General features: G+C 40.3%; 14 protein-coding genes. 10 read left to right on the forward strand and 4 right to left on the reverse strand.

The annotated features are described in order from the left end of the window. The first annotated feature begins 29 nt into the window (after positions 1 to 29). From E2I05_RS00080 to hemG, 5 genes are all read left to right on the forward strand, one after another. The gene (locus tag E2I05_RS00080) at positions 30 to 1,259 is read left to right on the forward strand and encodes a hypothetical protein (protein ID WP_121853128.1); all 1,230 of its coding nucleotides are present in this window, start codon (positions 30 to 32) and stop codon (positions 1,257 to 1,259) included. A 169-nt stretch (positions 1,260 to 1,428) separates the two neighbouring features. Then, positions 1,429 to 2,748 carry a Xaa-Pro dipeptidase gene (gene pepQ, locus E2I05_RS00085; RefSeq protein WP_121853127.1) on the forward strand — a complete coding sequence of 440 codons (1,320 nt, stop codon included), beginning with the start codon at positions 1,429 to 1,431 and terminating at the stop codon, positions 2,746 to 2,748. A gap of 6 nt (positions 2,749 to 2,754) precedes the next feature. After that, complete coding sequence (locus E2I05_RS00090) at positions 2,755 to 3,378, forward strand: YigZ family protein (RefSeq protein WP_121853126.1); 624 nt, start codon at positions 2,755 to 2,757, stop codon at positions 3,376 to 3,378. 400 nt (positions 3,379 to 3,778) lie between these two features. Then, entirely contained in the window at positions 3,779 to 5,236 is a 1,458-nt protein-coding gene (locus tag E2I05_RS00095; RefSeq protein WP_121853125.1) for a TrkH family potassium uptake protein, read from the forward strand. A gap of 23 nt (positions 5,237 to 5,259) precedes the next feature. Next, positions 5,260 to 5,787, forward strand: coding sequence for a menaquinone-dependent protoporphyrinogen IX dehydrogenase (gene hemG, locus E2I05_RS00100; protein WP_121853124.1), 528 nt, complete (start codon positions 5,260 to 5,262; stop codon positions 5,785 to 5,787). On the opposite strand, the gene E2I05_RS00105 is transcribed toward hemG, so the two are convergent. Then, positions 5,777 to 7,189: a M14-type cytosolic carboxypeptidase gene (locus E2I05_RS00105; protein WP_121853123.1), complete on the reverse strand. Its 1,413-nt coding sequence runs from the start codon at positions 7,187 to 7,189 to the stop codon at positions 5,777 to 5,779. The genes hemG and E2I05_RS00105 overlap by 11 nt on opposite strands. 262 nt (positions 7,190 to 7,451) lie before the next feature. On the opposite strand from E2I05_RS00105, the gene sctR reads away from it, so the two are divergent. From sctR to E2I05_RS00130, 5 genes are all read left to right on the forward strand, one after another. Next, positions 7,452 to 8,102 carry a type III secretion system export apparatus subunit SctR gene (sctR, locus tag E2I05_RS00110; RefSeq protein WP_121853122.1) on the forward strand — a complete coding sequence of 217 codons (651 nt, stop codon included), beginning with the start codon at positions 7,452 to 7,454 and terminating at the stop codon, positions 8,100 to 8,102. After that, entirely contained in the window at positions 8,099 to 8,368 is a 270-nt protein-coding gene (gene sctS, locus E2I05_RS00115) for a type III secretion system export apparatus subunit SctS (RefSeq protein WP_121853121.1), read from the forward strand. The genes sctR and sctS overlap by 4 nt, the downstream gene beginning before the upstream one ends. Positions 8,369 to 8,379: 11 nt before the next feature. Continuing rightward, entirely contained in the window at positions 8,380 to 9,180 is an 801-nt protein-coding gene (gene sctT, locus E2I05_RS00120) for a type III secretion system export apparatus subunit SctT (protein ID WP_243641064.1), read from the forward strand. 10 nt (positions 9,181 to 9,190) lie between these two features. After that, on the forward strand, positions 9,191 to 10,384 hold the full coding sequence (locus E2I05_RS00125; RefSeq protein ID WP_121853120.1) for an EscU/YscU/HrcU family type III secretion system export apparatus switch protein: 1,194 nt from the start codon (positions 9,191 to 9,193) through the stop codon (positions 10,382 to 10,384). Positions 10,385 to 10,486: 102 nt separating this feature from the next. Next, positions 10,487 to 11,947 (forward strand): hypothetical protein, encoded by a 1,461-nt coding sequence (locus tag E2I05_RS00130; protein ID WP_121853119.1) that lies wholly within the window; start codon positions 10,487 to 10,489, stop codon positions 11,945 to 11,947. Positions 11,948 to 12,769: 822 nt separating this feature from the next. On the opposite strand, the gene glpE is transcribed toward E2I05_RS00130, so the two are convergent. The 3 genes from glpE to E2I05_RS00145 all read right to left on the reverse strand — a co-directional run bounded on the left by glpE (position 12,770) and on the right by E2I05_RS00145 (position 15,535). After that, a complete protein-coding gene (gene glpE / locus E2I05_RS00135; protein ID WP_121853118.1) occupies positions 12,770 to 13,081 on the reverse strand; it encodes a thiosulfate sulfurtransferase GlpE in 312 nt (103 codons plus the stop codon). Positions 13,082 to 13,264: 183 nt separating this feature from the next. Next, positions 13,265 to 14,290, reverse strand: coding sequence for an L-threonine 3-dehydrogenase (gene tdh, locus E2I05_RS00140; RefSeq protein ID WP_121853117.1), 1,026 nt, complete (start codon positions 14,288 to 14,290; stop codon positions 13,265 to 13,267). Between the two features lie 51 nt (positions 14,291 to 14,341). Beyond that, on the reverse strand, positions 14,342 to 15,535 hold the full coding sequence (locus tag E2I05_RS00145) for a glycine C-acetyltransferase (RefSeq protein ID WP_121853116.1): 1,194 nt from the start codon (positions 15,533 to 15,535) through the stop codon (positions 14,342 to 14,344). Between the last annotated feature and the right edge of the window lie 114 nt (positions 15,536 to 15,649).

A 15,649-nucleotide genomic window follows, 5' to 3' on the forward strand; every position in this document is an offset into this window, starting at 1 on the left:
TCGTGTCATCTCATTGTTAGGGGGGCAAAATGATAAGTAACGGATTAACTCTGACCGATAAGCCTGCCGACGCGCTTTCATTTAATAAAATGGAGCAGTTAAAAGGGTTGAATAAAGAGAGCCATGTTCGAAGTATCTGGCAGAGGATCAAAAACTTCTTTCGAGGGAGTCATATTGGTGATGCAGAGCTAGCTTTTTATCGCCTAGCGAATGTAACTCATCGATACTCCGATGAACAACGAATGGAAGCTTATTGGTCGTTAGTATCATTAATAAATTCGGGCAGCCGTGAAAATATCTGTCTGAACTATGAAGCGGACAGTGGATCATTACGGATTACGATTGCAGATCCTACCCGAGAAAATTCGGCACCTTATTTGGATGTTAAGTTAAGGCTTCCTGCCGACCGAGAGTGTTGGCTTAATTGGTGTAAAGCAGAGAGTAAGGAGCAAGCTGCCAAGGCTATTTTTGGTGCTTTTTGTTCACCTAAAGGCGCGTCAGGAAAGCTGAGTGCACTTTGTGATCTTCAAAGTGCCTTAATTCCAGAATATGCCAATAAACTTGATTTTAAAATATCCGTCAGTGGAAAGGTGATGTGTTATATCGAAGGAGAGCAAGGTAAAAAACGAGAGCGTTTAGCGATAAAACATACGGATAAGCGATTGACAGCTTTTTGTGAGAGCGCTGAAGAGGCGGTAGCACAAGGGGTTAAAATAAGGCAACAGGATGCAAAAAGGTCTAATGTGGCCAAAGATCTTGCGAATAAAAGCCATTATCAAGCTGAAGCGGAATCTCAAGAAGAAAGAGTGATGTTGCAAGATGTTGAAAGGTTTCAATATAGGATTTGTTCACTCGGCCATGAAGAGCAAATATACCATAAAGGCGAGAAAACCGACGAAATTATCAAGCAATTAGATACATTGTGTAAAAATGAATACCAAAAAAATCGGTTGGGGATTTTTGCTTCACAAACCATTTGTTGTCGTATTACTTCGTGGGCTCCTGGACTAAGCGTAATTGGAGAAAATGATGATGACTCGCAAGTTGGAGACAGTCAGACTATTCGTATTATTGAACTTAAGTCTGGAGTGATCCGAGTCGATACAGCATTTGCCAAAAGATCGTCCATAGATCCAACCAGTATGGTTGGTGTGGATAGCAGCAACTATGCGAAATCATTGAAATGTCATATGACGTTTCTTATTTCAAAAAAACACACAACTTGCGTGAGTGTGCAGGTAGAAAAAGAATCCTTCTAAAACACTCGTGACAATTGAAGGTGCAACTTTTAGTTTACACGGGATAAACAAATAAGAAATTACTGGGTGTCGAGTTCACTGTCCTGAATTGATTGAAATGGTAGATTTTTAATGAGCTATGGTAGAATCGTTAAAAATAACTCATTGCTAAAAATGAAGGGACTTACTAATGGATCGATTCGGCCAGCACTATCAGCAACACATTAATGAACTTAATCATCGTTGTGCTGAAATTTGTCAACGCGAACAACTTGCTGGGCTTGTGATTCACTCAGGACAGGTACATCGTCAATTCCTTGATGATATGGATTACCCGTTTAAAGTCAATCCGCATTTTAAAGCTTGGTTACCGCTGATTGATAATCCAAATTGTTGGTTAGTGGTTGATGGAGTATCAAAACCGAAATTGATCTTCTATCGTCCTGTTGATTTTTGGCACAAAGTGTCTGATGTACCGATGAGCTATTGGCGTGATTGTTTTGAAATTGTTATGTTAACTCAAGTGGATAAAGTGGCGCAGTTACTCCCGCAAGATCTGACTCATTGGGCGTACATCGGTGAGCACTTAGATGTGGCAAACGTTCTGGGCATTCAACATCGCAACCCTGAAGCAGTCATGCAATATTTGCATTTTCATCGGTCATTTAAAACAGCTTATGAACTGGACTGTTTGCGAGAAGCAAACCGAATTGCGGTGACTGGTCATCACGTGGCCAAACAGGCATTTTTTGATGGTGGCAGTGAATTTGATATTCAATTAGAGTACTTAGCCGCGATTGGGCAATCGGAAAACCAAGCTCCTTACAGCAGTATTATTGCCATTAACGAAAACAGTGCGATACTGCACTATATGGTTCAATCTCATCAGAAACCGCAACAAAAACACTCATTTTTGATTGACGCTGGCGCCAATTGTAACGGGTATGCTTCAGATATTAGTCGAACTTACAGTGCTGAGAAAAACCTATTCAGTGATGTGATTGCAGGAATGGATGCTTTGCAGCAAGAGATCATCAATATGATGCGCCCAGGGGTAAGCTATGTTGATTTACACCTTGCAACACACCAAAAACTGGCTCAATTAATGATTAACTTTGATATTGCGACGGGAACTGTTGAAAGCTTGGTTTCTCAAGGTATCACTAAAGCATTTTTCCCACATGGTTTAGGTCATATGCTTGGGTTGCAAGTCCATGATGTAGCTGGCTTCGCCCATGATGAACGTGGTACTCACATTGCGTCGCCAAAAGAACATCCTTTCTTACGCTGCACTCGTACTTTAGTTGAAAATCAAGTCCTTACTGTCGAACCTGGATTCTATATTATCGATTCATTGCTCAATGAGTTAAAGCAAGACGATCGGGGGCATCAGCTTAACTGGATTATTATTAACCAGTTAAAACCTTTTGGTGGGATCCGGATTGAAGATGATGTGATCATTCATCAAGATAGAGTTGAAAACATGACCCGTGATTGTGGCTTACAGTAATTATTGATGAACGTACCATTAGACAGTTATTTGATTCTTGCAAAGCCATTTACGATAGAAGAAGAAATCAAAAAGAGTCGATTTATTACCGTGTTATTTCCATGCCAATCTGAAAGTGACTTAAAGTTGGCACTTACCAACTTGCGGACTGGATACCCTGATGCAAGGCACTATTGCTATGCCTTTGTTGCTGGACAGCCTGACGACACGGTTCATTGTGGTTCTACCGATGATGGCGAGCCTTCTGGGAGTGCGGGTCGCCCCATGCTATCTGTGCTTCAAGGCAGTAATATTGGTGAGATAGGTGTTGTTGTGATCCGTTATTTTGGTGGAACCAAGCTCGGAGTTGGAGGGTTAGTTCGAGCTTATTCTGGTGGCATAAAGCGGAGTTTACCTCAGCTTGAATTAGTCAGGAAACAAATAAGAGTGCGAGCAACGATAGTGTGTGATTATGCTCAGTTGGGTGATGTAGAGTATTTGCTGAAACGGTTTGATGGGGTTATCGTAGATAAATCATTTACCGCACAAGTCAAACTTGTGGCTGAAATTCCCGTATCGACTAAAAAGGCCATTGCCGATGAGTTGGCAACATTGACCCAAGGCAGACTTGCGTTTCAATTTGTGGATTAATACCAATTATAGTAATTAAATGCTCAACTCAGAGCTATGTATGTGCTCAAAGTGCAATCGAAATTGATGAAGGCATAGTTGTTACCGACATACAAAACTGTCGTTATTACATTGCTACGTCAAGACAATTTTGAGTAGTATTCTTTATAAACAAAAATGAGCACATACAAGCTCCCGAAGGGCAAGGCTAAATGGTTCCATTACTGTGTTGCAAGCACTTGAATTATCTCGACAAAAGCACGAAGTGCGTTGAACGCCAGTTTCGTATGGCGGCCGTAGGGAATATAGTACTTCGAGCTTGTGCCTTGTACTGAAACCCTTTAGCTCTTGCTGAGTGAGAGATTAATTACTGTAATTGGTATAATAACTTTTAGACCAAAGGATTGATGAATATCGCCCCATGCAATATCGCACAATAATAAGAATAACGGGCCTATTAATGGGTCTTTTTTCTATGACCATGCTACCACCTGCATTAGTCGCTATCTTATACAGTGATGGTGGTGGGATCGCATTTTTTCAAGCTTTTGTCGTCAGTTTGTTTTTAGGCTTCAGTTTGTGGTATCCCAACCGGCAGTATCGAGCGGAGCTTCGAACCCGTGAAGGCTTTTTAATCGTGGTTTTGTTTTGGACTGTGCTTGGCTCCATAGGTGCATTGCCTTTTGTGTTTGCCAGCGAGCCTCAAATGAGTTGGACAGACAGTTTTTTTGAGTCTTTTTCTGCCTTAACCACTACGGGCGCAACGGTCATCACTGGGCTTGATCATCTTCCTAAGGCGATTTTATTTTACCGACATTTGCTGCAATGGTTGGGCGGTATGGGGATCATTGTCCTCGCTGTTGCTATTTTACCTGTACTCGGTATCGGTGGAATGCAGTTGTATCGAGCTGAAATTCCAGGCCCAGTAAAAGACAGCAAAATGACCCCAAGAATAGCAGAAACGGCCAAAGCACTTTGGTATATTTATTTATTATTAACCATCTCATGCGCGACGGCTTTTTGGTTTGCGGGGATGGATGTGTTTGATGCTATTTGTCATTCATTTTCAACCATTGCCATTGGTGGGTTTTCAACTCATGACGCCAGCATTGGTTACTTTAATAGTCCTGTAATTAATCTAATATGTGTGTTTTTCCTGCTTATTTCAGCGGTTAATTTCAGCTTACATTTTGCTGCATTCAGTCGTCGTGGTATCAACTTAAAAGTATATGTAAAAGATGCTGAATTTAAGGTGTTGATTGGGGTTCAATTGGCGCTCACTGTCATTTGCTTTTTAGTTTTATTCAATAGCGGCATCTATGATTCAGCTGAAGACACCTTGGGTCATGCATTATTTCAAGCGGTATCTGTGTCTACAACAGCGGGCTTTGGCACTGAAAGTTTTCACAGTTGGCCGCTGTTCTTACCCATGTTGTTAATCTTTTCTAGCTTCATTGGTGGCAGTGGTGGTTCAACGGCGGGTGGGATTAAAGTCATCCGTATGATTTTGCTGCTTCTGCAAGGCTCTAGAGAGTTAAAAAGATTGGTGCATCCTCGAGCTATTTTTTCAATTCGTATGGGCAACGTGGCGTTGCCAGACCGTGTTGTGGATGCAGTGTGGGGCTTTTTTTCGGCTTATGCCTTGGTGTTTTTGATCAGTATGTTGTCATTGCTGGCACTTGGTATGGATAACGTGACCGCTTTTAGTGCTACAGCGGCATGTTTAAATAATCTTGGCCCAGGATTGGGAGAAGTTGCCAGTAATTATGCTGATATCAGCGATGGTGCCAAATGGGTTTTATTAATAACCATGTTATTTGGGCGACTTGAAGTGTTTACTTTACTTGTATTGTTTACGCCCGCCTTTTGGAAGAACTGATCGATTTTTTTTTAGGATGTATTATGCAAAAAGTGTTAATGGTTTATTCCACTGTTGATGGTCAGACAAAAGCAATTTGTAAACGCCTACAAACGCACTTAGAGGCACAAGCAGACGTTGATTTGGTGTCACTGGAGCAGGTTGCACAACTTGAATTAGAAGCCTATCAACAGATTGTTGTGGGAGCCAGTATCCGTTATGGAAAATTTCGGCCTGAACTGTTTACCTTTATTGAGCAAAATAAGGCTCAACTCAATAACAAGAAAAGCAGTTTTTTTTCTGTCAATGTCGTGGCGCGTAAACCCAATAAGAATACGCCGCAAACGAATCCTTATATGAAATTATTTTTACAACAATCCTCTTGGAAGCCAGATTCATTAGCTGTTTTTGCCGGTAAAATCGACTACCAAAAATACACTTGGTTTGACCGCACAATGATTCGCTTTATTATGTGGATGACGAAAGGGCCTACGGACGTGAGTGGTTGCTATGAGTTTACAGACTGGAACAAAGTAGAGCAGTTTGCTCAAACACTGATGCTCAATCGTTAGCGCTATTTGTGACTGTTAATGCAGGTTCGAGTGAGTTATCGATGGTGGGTAAATGATTGTATTCTAGAATACCTAACATGAGTGCTCCGCCGAGCTTTCTGAGCCTGTCTGGTGTGACATACTCTGGTTGAAATCCGGCATGATCATTGGTGGTGTTTAATGTAATGGCGGTAACTTGATCATGAAAATTCTTCCACCACCAAGATTCAAGTGAACTGTTATAGCTGAAACCCTTTCCACCATCTCTCGGATTTGGCTCGATCAAGTACTGACTGCCAAATTTTCCATAATGCTCTCTGACACTATTTACAAATCTAATGGAATTATTCCATAGATTTGTTTGCTGCGAGGTGTATCTATGAGATTTCTTTCCAAAATGTGGATAAAAGAAGGCTCGAGTTTGCTGCTGCGTTTGCGCCGAGTGCAAATTAATCGCCATATTGAACTTGCCAGGTTGGTCAAGTAATTCACGTATTTTACTGTTAATGATCAGATTTTCTTTTGGAGCACCATCACTTAAAAATAAAGGGTTCGACCCTTGTGGATACCACAAATTGTCAAGATTTTGAGTGCGACTGTTTAATAAATAATTGCCATCAAATACTCCATCGACATTTTGCATCGGCACAATGTGAATGATGAAATTATCCAGTATGTTACTCGCATCGTTATTTGTCTCATCAAGCAACCAAGAAATAATGCCTTCCGCCACAAAAGAACTGCCGGAATCTGAAGCACGACTTCTTGCTTGTATCCAAATACGTTTTTTATGATTTGGAGCAATAGCTGGATTAGTAATAGTAATCATGTCAATGGGAAGGTTATGAGTCGGGGACCAGGCTAATGCTGATTTAACGAAGTAGCCATTAGTTTTTAAGTTTGGGTTCTGAGACAATAATCGCTTGTAAAAAAGATTAAGATCATCATTGGTATAGGGGTAAAAGCGAGCAATCCACACCGACTTTTGGGTAAAGGTTTTACTCATTGTTACACTGAACTTGATTTGAGTATTAGTCGTATCTTGTTGTTGACTGACTTCGTTGGGCTCAAAGCGTTTCCAATGTCTTTTATCATAAGAATACACAGGGGTGTATGGATGTTGCCAACCAGGGTTTTGTTTTTCAAATAAGTCATTAATAACCAATCTATAATTCCGATTTGTCGGAATACCCTCAAATTTCATGTACCACCAGTTACGCCATTTGGGCATATGGTCAAGGCTCGTATCACTATTATCATTATTTAATAATATTTGAGTTTGATAGGAGGTAACTTGTGCTGCAGAAGGCTTCCCGATATTCGAGGCAGAAAAGCTATCAACGAGTTGAACGCTCTCATTGGTTTTGCAAGATGTCTGTAGAGGTAGGCTTAGTATAAGGCATAAAATCTGGCGGCTTAACATCTAATCCCCCCCTACAAATACCAATGATTATAAGTGAGCCGTGAAAGGGTGCAAAAAAACGCTGGAATTAAATTTGGAGTTATCAGCTAGTGTTCAGATTTATATGTTAATTAATCGAATGGCTGAACTTGAAAACAGCGTCTATTCTTGAACTGTAGCAGAAAAAAATATAAAAAATCTCCAGCTGAAAAGTCAGGGTTTTACCTGATATGGACAAATAACGTTGGGTATTAAGCTTGGATAAAATTAACAGGAAGTTTCAATGAGCTTACTCGATCATCCCGTACATCTGATCATTGTTTTATTCGCGTTATCATTGTTGCCGCTGTTTGCGATAATGGGTACGTCGTTTTTAAAAATATCAATAGTGCTGTCTATGTTACGGACAGCACTCGGTGTACAGCAAATTCCACCGAATATGGCCATTTATGGTCTGTCGATGATATTAACCATGTTCATTATGGCTCCGGTGGGTAAAGATATTTACGATGACATCAAGAAAAACCCGATATCATTGGATTCTCCAGAAATTCTCGAAAAGCTTGATAAGCAAGTAGCCATCCCGTATCGAGCATTTTTAACTAAGCACAGTCACATCAAGCAAATTAACTTTTTTTCAAAAATTGGTCACCGAATATGGCCGCAAGAGTATCACGAAGACTTGTCGAAGGACTCGCTTGTCGTGCTCATACCTGCCTTTACCATGAGTCAATTAATTGAAGCTTTTAAAATCGGATTGTTGATTTATCTCCCGTTTGTGGCCATTGATATTATCGTGTCGAACATTTTGTTAGCCATGGGGATGATGATGGTTTCGCCTATGACGATAGCCTTGCCGTTTAAGATCCTTATTTTCATTATGATGGGCGGCTGGGAAAAACTTGTTACTCAATTAATGTTGTCATTCGCATGAATCAAACAGAACTGATCCACCTTACCTCCGAACTTCTATGGATAACATTATTGCTATCTCTTCCTACCGTACTTGTCGCATCCATTCTTGGTATTGCTGTCAGTTTGGTGCAAGCCCTCACTCAGATACAAGACCAAACTCTACAGTTTTTAATCAAATTAGTTGGTGTGAGTATCGTTATGGTTATGACATATAACTGGATGGGTGTGGCTATGCTCAATTATGCTAACCATGTATTTGACCTGATTAGCCAAGTTGGGGGTTAGGTTTGGACAATGTGCTCTATCAAGCACTTACTGAATATTTACCAGTAATGTCATTAGCAATGATGAGACCCATTGGTATGTTGCTTTTGTTACCTTTATTTAAAGGTGGGGCAATGGGGACGGCCTTAGTACGTAATGGGTTGGTTATTATATTTGCTTTTCCAGCGATCCCGAAATTAATGGATATGCAGCCCTATTTACTCGAGGCTAATTATCTAGAGTTGATCGGTCTTTATTTGAAAGAGTTTAGTATTGGCTTGATCATTGGTTTTTGTGCCGCGGTGCCTTTTTGGGCGATTGATATGTCCGGCTTTTTAATTGATACCATGCGTGGCTCTTCATTGTCGACAGTATTGAATCCGTTACTGGGTGCGGAGTCGTCAATTTATGGGATTTTTTTCACTCAAGTATTAAGCGCTATTTTTCTCGCTTCCGGTGGAATGAACTTTCTACTGAGTGGCATGTATCACTCCTATACTATTTTGCCTCCCGGCGAGGGCTTTTTTCTAGCAAATAATTCGGCATTCTTTGAATTCATTATGAACGAATGGCGATTTATGAATGCACTTTTTATGGGGTTTTCTATGCCTGCCATGGTCATTATGCTGCTGACTGATACGGCATTTGGTCTGGTAAACCGTTCAGCACAACAATTAAACGTATTCTTTTTATCTATGCCTGTGAAGAGTGTAATGATTTTACTGTTAATGATTTATAGCCTTAATTTTGCCTTTACCAATTATCTTGAGCGTACTAATGCGGCTGAGTCACATTTCCAAGTGTTGTTTCACATACTTGAATCGTCGGATTGAGGTGTAGAGTATGGCTGAAGGCGGAGAAAAAACCGAAAAACCCACCCAGAAAAAAATTAAAGATGCACGAAATAAAGGGCAGGTAATTCAATCAACAGAAATTGTGACAGGGCTTGAAATGGCTGCGATACTGGCCTTTTTTCTCGCTTTTGGACACCCATTTCTTCAAGCTTCTATGCATTTTATCGACGTAAGTATTGCCAGTATCAATCTCGATTTTAAAGTGGCAACGGATCTCGTTTACGGTGAGTTCATGGTGCTATTTGGGAAGTATATTGGTGGTTTGGGTTTAGTTCTTGTTATTGTAATTATACTTGGGCACGTGTTTCAAACCGGTCCTGTATGGGCATCTGAAGCCGTTGAATTTAAATTTGATAAGCTCAATATTGTCAATAATGCCAAACAGCTTTTCTCAATGAAAAGCATCTTTGAATTATTAAAAAACATTTTTAAAGTGTTTGTGTTAAGCATCGTTTTTTATTACATCCTTCATAAATACGCCAATTCATTTCAATACCTACCAATCTGCAATGAAGAATGTGGATTAAAGGTTATGATGACCCTTATTTTATGGTTATGGGGGTGCTTTGTAGCTTGTTATTTACTCTTTGGAGCCGCTGATTATGCGTTTCAGCGCTATACCACGATGGAAGAGTTAAAAATGACAAAAGAAGAAACGAAACAAGAACAAAAGGACACTGAGGGTAATCCTGAAATAAAGCAAAAGCGGAGGGAAACTCAACGGGAAGTGGCTTCTGGCAGTTTGGCCTCAAATGTAAAAAAATCCAGCGCTGTTGTGCGTAATCCAAATCACCTTGCTGTCTGTATCTTATATGATGCCGAAGAGGCACCAATCCCTAAAGTGCTTGAAAAAGCAGAGGATCATATGGCGTTGCATATTGTCAGTTTGGCTGAAAAAAACGAAATACCAGTGGTGGAGAATATTGGATTAGCACGAAGTCTATATGCACAGGTCGAAGCCGGTGATTTTGTTCCAGAGAGCTTATTTGAACCCGTTGCTGAATTACTTCGATTTGTTATGTCAGTTGACTATGATGAAGATGAAGATGAAGATGATGAAGAAGTACTAGATAAAGAGGAAACCAATGGCTTGGAAGATGATGACTCACCAGATACAGAGGAAAGTACAGCGTCTGAAATTGATGGCCAAGAAAATACAACAGAGAGCGATGATTCAGATTAACGCAAGATATAGTGAATCTTAAAGATGGTTAACGCATATCGACAGATAAATCATTTCGTTCCAAAATGGTTAAGTGTATTTTAACTATTTTGGCAACACAGCATGGTCTCAGATCTTGTCTCCGACGTTACCCTGCCTACCATCCCTGAACTTTTATCTGAACGAGATTTAATCCTAGACAATCAAACACTTGAAAATATGGGGGCAGACAGGAAAGGGTTTCATGTCGTTCAAGTGGATGGCGATCCAGATGTCACATTATTTCAGGAAGTTGCAGAACACTCAGCATCAACACATGTTTGCTGCCAATTACCATCGATAGAGCAGTATCCCAAATTATCCGACGTTACTCTGGAATGTGGAGAAAATAGCGACTTGTTATCTTGGGGGGCTGAAGATGAGGATGACGAAAGCATCGCAAAAGAAACGCTTTTTGTTCCTGTTACTGAGCTGCAATCTTTCAGGACTCCTCAATTTCCAGAACCTACGACAGAGTTGATGCAAGCCGCTAAAGTACTATGCAAGGTAATGATAAATTTTAGACAGAGAAAACGACAACGATTTATTGAACATAAAAATGCAGTCCAAAAAGCGACCAAAATGCATAAAACGCTGCCTTCAGAGTTTATTAAAATGACACCTCAATACAGTGAAACATTGCGTTGTTACTACAAGGAAGGGAGGAAAACCACCAAACAGACTGCTCCGAGTGCGTTATTTTTTGATGCTTATAAGCAATTTCCTATAATGTGGTGTCCGCCAAATTGTAAAGCTTCAGTCTCAGGAAGCTATAGTGAAGTAGCGGGTATTGATAGAACATTTGTTTACCTAAAACCTGTTCTAGGTAAAACATACAGCAACAAAACAATCAGTGAGCATAACTCGACTGCACGTGAGGTTATGGATGATGGCTTATTCTGCCAGACAGCGATAGTGGATGTTAAAACTAAGATTTCTCGTAATGGCGGTCTAGATTTATTCAACTGCCAAAACAATGGTGTAGACATAGCCGTAATTAACTTTAAAACTTTTTGTTTGGGAGTTGAAAGGCAGCACCAAAAAAGCAGGTATTTAGTTGATATTACGCCTAATAATTTAGTGGCTAAAGTAAAAGATCATCGCATAATCAGTGATATTCACTTCATTGATCTTGAGAGTATCGTTTTTTCTAGTAAAAAAAGATCTGCATTTGTCTACACCGAATTATATACGACTCGAGCCTTGGTTCATGGAATGAGAAAAGATAGAAATCATGAAAAATTCTTTCGAATACAAGATCAATATGCATTACTTATCGTCATGCTTGAAACGACCAGTGTAGAATTCTCCAGCACCCTCGATGACATAATACCAAATGAAAAATCGATTCTGTGCCCTAGAACAACATTGTTAGATGAACATCATAACTTGAGGACGAGTACTAAAAAGTGGATCAATCTAAATGTTCACCAAGAGTATATACAAATCATTTATAATTTCTTGAAAAATCCAATCGTAAATCAGCTTTCAGAGCCTATTTATAAAATGATCCATTGGGGCGACGAACGGGCACTGCCCAATTAATCAATTACATGATCCTAAATAAATCGGTTGAACGCACAATTTATACCAATTACAGTAATTAACTTCCCACTCAGCAAGATCTAAAGGATTTCAGTACAAGGCGCAAATTTGAAGTACTATCGGGATAATTCAAAAACTTGTAACCTAGTAATGGAATCCTTTAGCCTTGCCCTTCGGGAGCTTGTATGTGTCCAAATTACTACGCAAAACTGTCTCAACGTAGCAATGTAATAACGACAGTTTTGTATGTCGGTAATAACTATGTCTTCATCAATTTCACTTGTACTTTGAACACATACATAGCTTTGAGCTGAGAATTTAATTACTGTAATTGGTATTAACTTTAATTTATTGAAGTTAAATACAAAATTGAACAGCCCTAATTTATCCATCAGGTGAGTGCTGAACATTCATATACTTGCCAAAATCACCGCTAGCTGCGTTATAAACTTTGCAAGTAGAAACGAAGTAACGACAGTTTAGTATGTCGGTAACCACTACTTGCTGTTATTCATGCCTAGCTATCAGTAATTTTTTCTGTGTATATGAACCTAAAAACACCAGTTGAACGCTGAGTATAAGAGTAACTGTTTAAGCAATACGATGATTTTATCATCATGCCTTTCACCCAATGAGTGAAGTGCTCTACGCTCACAAGCTTGCTAAAATGACTGCTATCTGCGTTGTAACTTTTGCAAGTAGAATAACTACTTGCTGCAAGCTACGCCTAACTATCAGCCATTTTTTCTACGCTTGAGAACGCAGCCAACAGATGTTTCTAGGATGAACGCTCCCAACCGATTTAATTAGGATGATTAAATATCAACTGCTCAAGAGTTGAGCCCAAGCTTGATAACCGCCTTCTAAGCTGTATACCTCTTCAAAACCTTGTTCGATCAAATACTGTCCAGCACTGACACTACTTATCCCGTGATAACAGATGACTACCAATGGCGCATCAAGATCGGCTTCAGCTATGAATTGGGCAATATTTTCATTGTGCAGCCGTTGGGCATCTAGCGTGTGTCCTGCGGCATAACTTTCGGCATCGCGAATATCAACTAATTGAGAGTCAGGGTTTTGTTGTTTTAGTTCAAAGAGTTGCGCGGCATTTATGTGAGTAACTTGAGGCATATACTATTAATTCCATTTGCAGCTATGGTACTTTTCATTAAGTTGAGTAATACCAATTACAGTAATTAATCTCTCACTCAGCAAGAGCTAAAGGGTTTCAGTTTCGATTGCACTTTGAGCACATACAAAGCTCAGAGTTGAGCATTTAATTACTGTAATTGGTATAACGTGGCGGAAACAAGGTTAATCCCAATTGAGGATGACTTTACCTGATTGTCCTGAACGCATGACATCAAAACCTTGCTGGAAATCATCGATTGGAAAATGATGCGTAATAATTGGTGTTAAATCTAAACCCGATTGGATCAAGCTGGCCATCTTATACCAAGTTTCAAACATTTCACGACCATAAATCCCTTTGATGACAAGACCTTTAAAGATCACTTTACTCCAATCAATACCCATGTTTTCTGGTGGAATACCGAGCATTGCAATGCGGCCACCGTGGTTCATGGTATTAAGCATACTATTGAATGCAGAAGGAACACCTGACATTTCTAGGCCAATATCAAAACCTTCTGTCATGCCAAGGTCTGCCATTACCTCTTTTAAATTTTCTGTGGCTACATTGACAGCGCGAGTGGCACCCATTTTGCGAGCGAGTGCTAACCGATGTTCATTGATGTCGGTAATAACAACATGGCGAGCGCCAACGTGTTTACACACCGCAGCAGCCATGATACCAATAGGACCTGCACCAGTAATTAGTACGTCTTCCCCCACTAGATCGAATGACAGTGCGGTATGCACTGCATTGCCAAATGGGTCAAAAATAGCGGCTAAATCATCACTCACATCATCAGGGATTTTAAAGGCATTAAACGCTGGGATAACTAAATATTCTGCAAATGCACCTTCACGATCGACACCAACGCCAGTGGTATTACGGCATAAGTGAGTTCTTCCACCTCGGCAATTTCGGCAATGACCACAAGTAATGTGGCCTTCGCCAGATACCCGATCACCAATATTAAAGCCCTTAACACCATCTCCAATCGCTACCACTTTACCGACATATTCATGACCGACGACCATAGGTGTTGGAACGGTTGCTTGTGCCCAATCATCCCAATTGTAAATATGGATGTCGGTGCCGCAAATGGCCGTTTTGTTTATCTTGATTAATATATCGTTGTAACCCATTTCTGGTTTTGGTGCATCGACCATCCAAATACCGGTTTCAGGCTTTAACTTACTAAGTGCTTTCATAAATCAATGTCCTAAGCTTCAGGGATAATACCCTGAAGCTTCATTTACTGTTTAGATGATGCCCATTCCTTTAGCTATGCGAGTGAAGGCTTCAATGGCTTTATCAAGTTGGGCTTTGGTGTGAGCCGCAGACATTTGAGTACGAATGCGTGCTTGACCTTTAGGTACCACTGGGAATGAAAAACCGATGACGTAGATTTGCTCATCCAATAAACGGTTTGAGAAATCACTGGCGAGTTTTGCATCACCAATCATTACTGGAATAATCGCATGATCAGCTCCAGCCAAAGTAAAACCAGCTTGGGTCATTTGCTCACGGAAATAACGGCTATTTTCTTTAAGTTGCGTACGTAAATCCGCACCATTTTTCAGCATTTCCAGCACATGAATTGAAGCGCTGACAATAGAAGGGGCGAGGGAATTAGAAAATAAATAAGGGCGTGAGCGTTGGCGTAACCAATCAATAACAGGCTTTTTAGCTGCAGTGAATCCACCTGAGGCACCGCCAAGGGCTTTACCTAAGGTACCAGTAATGATGTCTACTCTGTCCATGACATCACAATATTCATGAGTTCCACGACCTTGATCGCCAATAAAACCAACCGCATGAGAATCATCAACCATAACTAATGCGCCATGTTTATCCGCTAAATCACAAACGCCTTGTAAGTTGGCGATTACTCCGTCCATCGAGAAAACACCATCAGTGGCAATCAATATGTTGCGACAATCAGCTTCTTTTGCGGCTATCAGTTGTTTTTCAAGTTGAACCATATCGTTATTGGCATATCGGAATCGTTTGGCTTTACAAAGGCGCACACCGTCAATAATTGATGCATGGTTTAATGCATCAGAAATAATGGCATCATTTGCATCAAGCAGAGTTTCGAAAAGTCCGGCATTGGCATCAAAGCATGAAGAATACAAAATGGTATCTTCCATACCGAGGAACTCACTGAGGGATTGTTCCAGCTGCTTATGAATGTCTTGTGTGCCACAAATAAAACGGACAGAAGCTACCCCAAAACCATGTTTATCCAAGCCATTTTTTGCAGCATTAACGAGTTCTGGATGATTAGCCAATCCTAAGTAATTGTTCGCGCAGAAGTTAATGACCTGTTGTTGATTAACTGATATCGCCGTTTGTTGTGGCGATGCAATCACACGCTCACTTTTGTACAAGCCTTCTGCTTTTACGTCGGTAAGTTGTTGGGCTATCTGCTGATAAAAGGATGATGAGGCCACAAAGACACTCCTTAATGATGCGGTTATTGATATAAGTTCAAGGTTGGCGGCATTCTAACCCTTAGCTCACAGATGTTCAAAGTTTGCTAGGCATTAACTGTGTTCGACTTTCAT

Source organism: Parashewanella spongiae, from assembly GCF_004358345.1.
Classification (GTDB): domain Bacteria; phylum Pseudomonadota; class Gammaproteobacteria; order Enterobacterales; family Shewanellaceae; genus Parashewanella; species Parashewanella spongiae.

Bases quoted from the DNA above. Each gene is read 5' to 3' on its own strand.
- E2I05_RS00080 (WP_121853128.1), top strand. From the start codon at position 30: ATGATAAGTAACGGATTAACTCTGACCGATAAGCCTGCCGACGCGCTT.
- pepQ (WP_121853127.1), top strand. From the start codon at position 1,429: ATGGATCGATTCGGCCAGCACTATCAGCAACACATTAATGAACTTAAT.
- E2I05_RS00090 (WP_121853126.1), top strand. From the start codon at position 2,755: ATGAACGTACCATTAGACAGTTATTTGATTCTTGCAAAGCCATTTACG.
- E2I05_RS00095 (WP_121853125.1), top strand. From the start codon at position 3,779: ATGCAATATCGCACAATAATAAGAATAACGGGCCTATTAATGGGTCTT.
- hemG (WP_121853124.1), top strand. From the start codon at position 5,260: ATGCAAAAAGTGTTAATGGTTTATTCCACTGTTGATGGTCAGACAAAA.
- E2I05_RS00105 (WP_121853123.1), bottom strand. From the start codon at position 7,189: ATGTTAAGCCGCCAGATTTTATGCCTTATACTAAGCCTACCTCTACAG.
- sctR (WP_121853122.1), top strand. From the start codon at position 7,452: ATGAGCTTACTCGATCATCCCGTACATCTGATCATTGTTTTATTCGCG.
- sctS (WP_121853121.1), top strand. From the start codon at position 8,099: ATGAATCAAACAGAACTGATCCACCTTACCTCCGAACTTCTATGGATA.
- E2I05_RS00125 (WP_121853120.1), top strand. From the start codon at position 9,191: ATGGCTGAAGGCGGAGAAAAAACCGAAAAACCCACCCAGAAAAAAATT.
- E2I05_RS00130 (WP_121853119.1), top strand. From the start codon at position 10,487: ATGGTCTCAGATCTTGTCTCCGACGTTACCCTGCCTACCATCCCTGAA.
- glpE (WP_121853118.1), bottom strand. From the start codon at position 13,081: ATGCCTCAAGTTACTCACATAAATGCCGCGCAACTCTTTGAACTAAAA.
- tdh (WP_121853117.1), bottom strand. From the start codon at position 14,290: ATGAAAGCACTTAGTAAGTTAAAGCCTGAAACCGGTATTTGGATGGTC.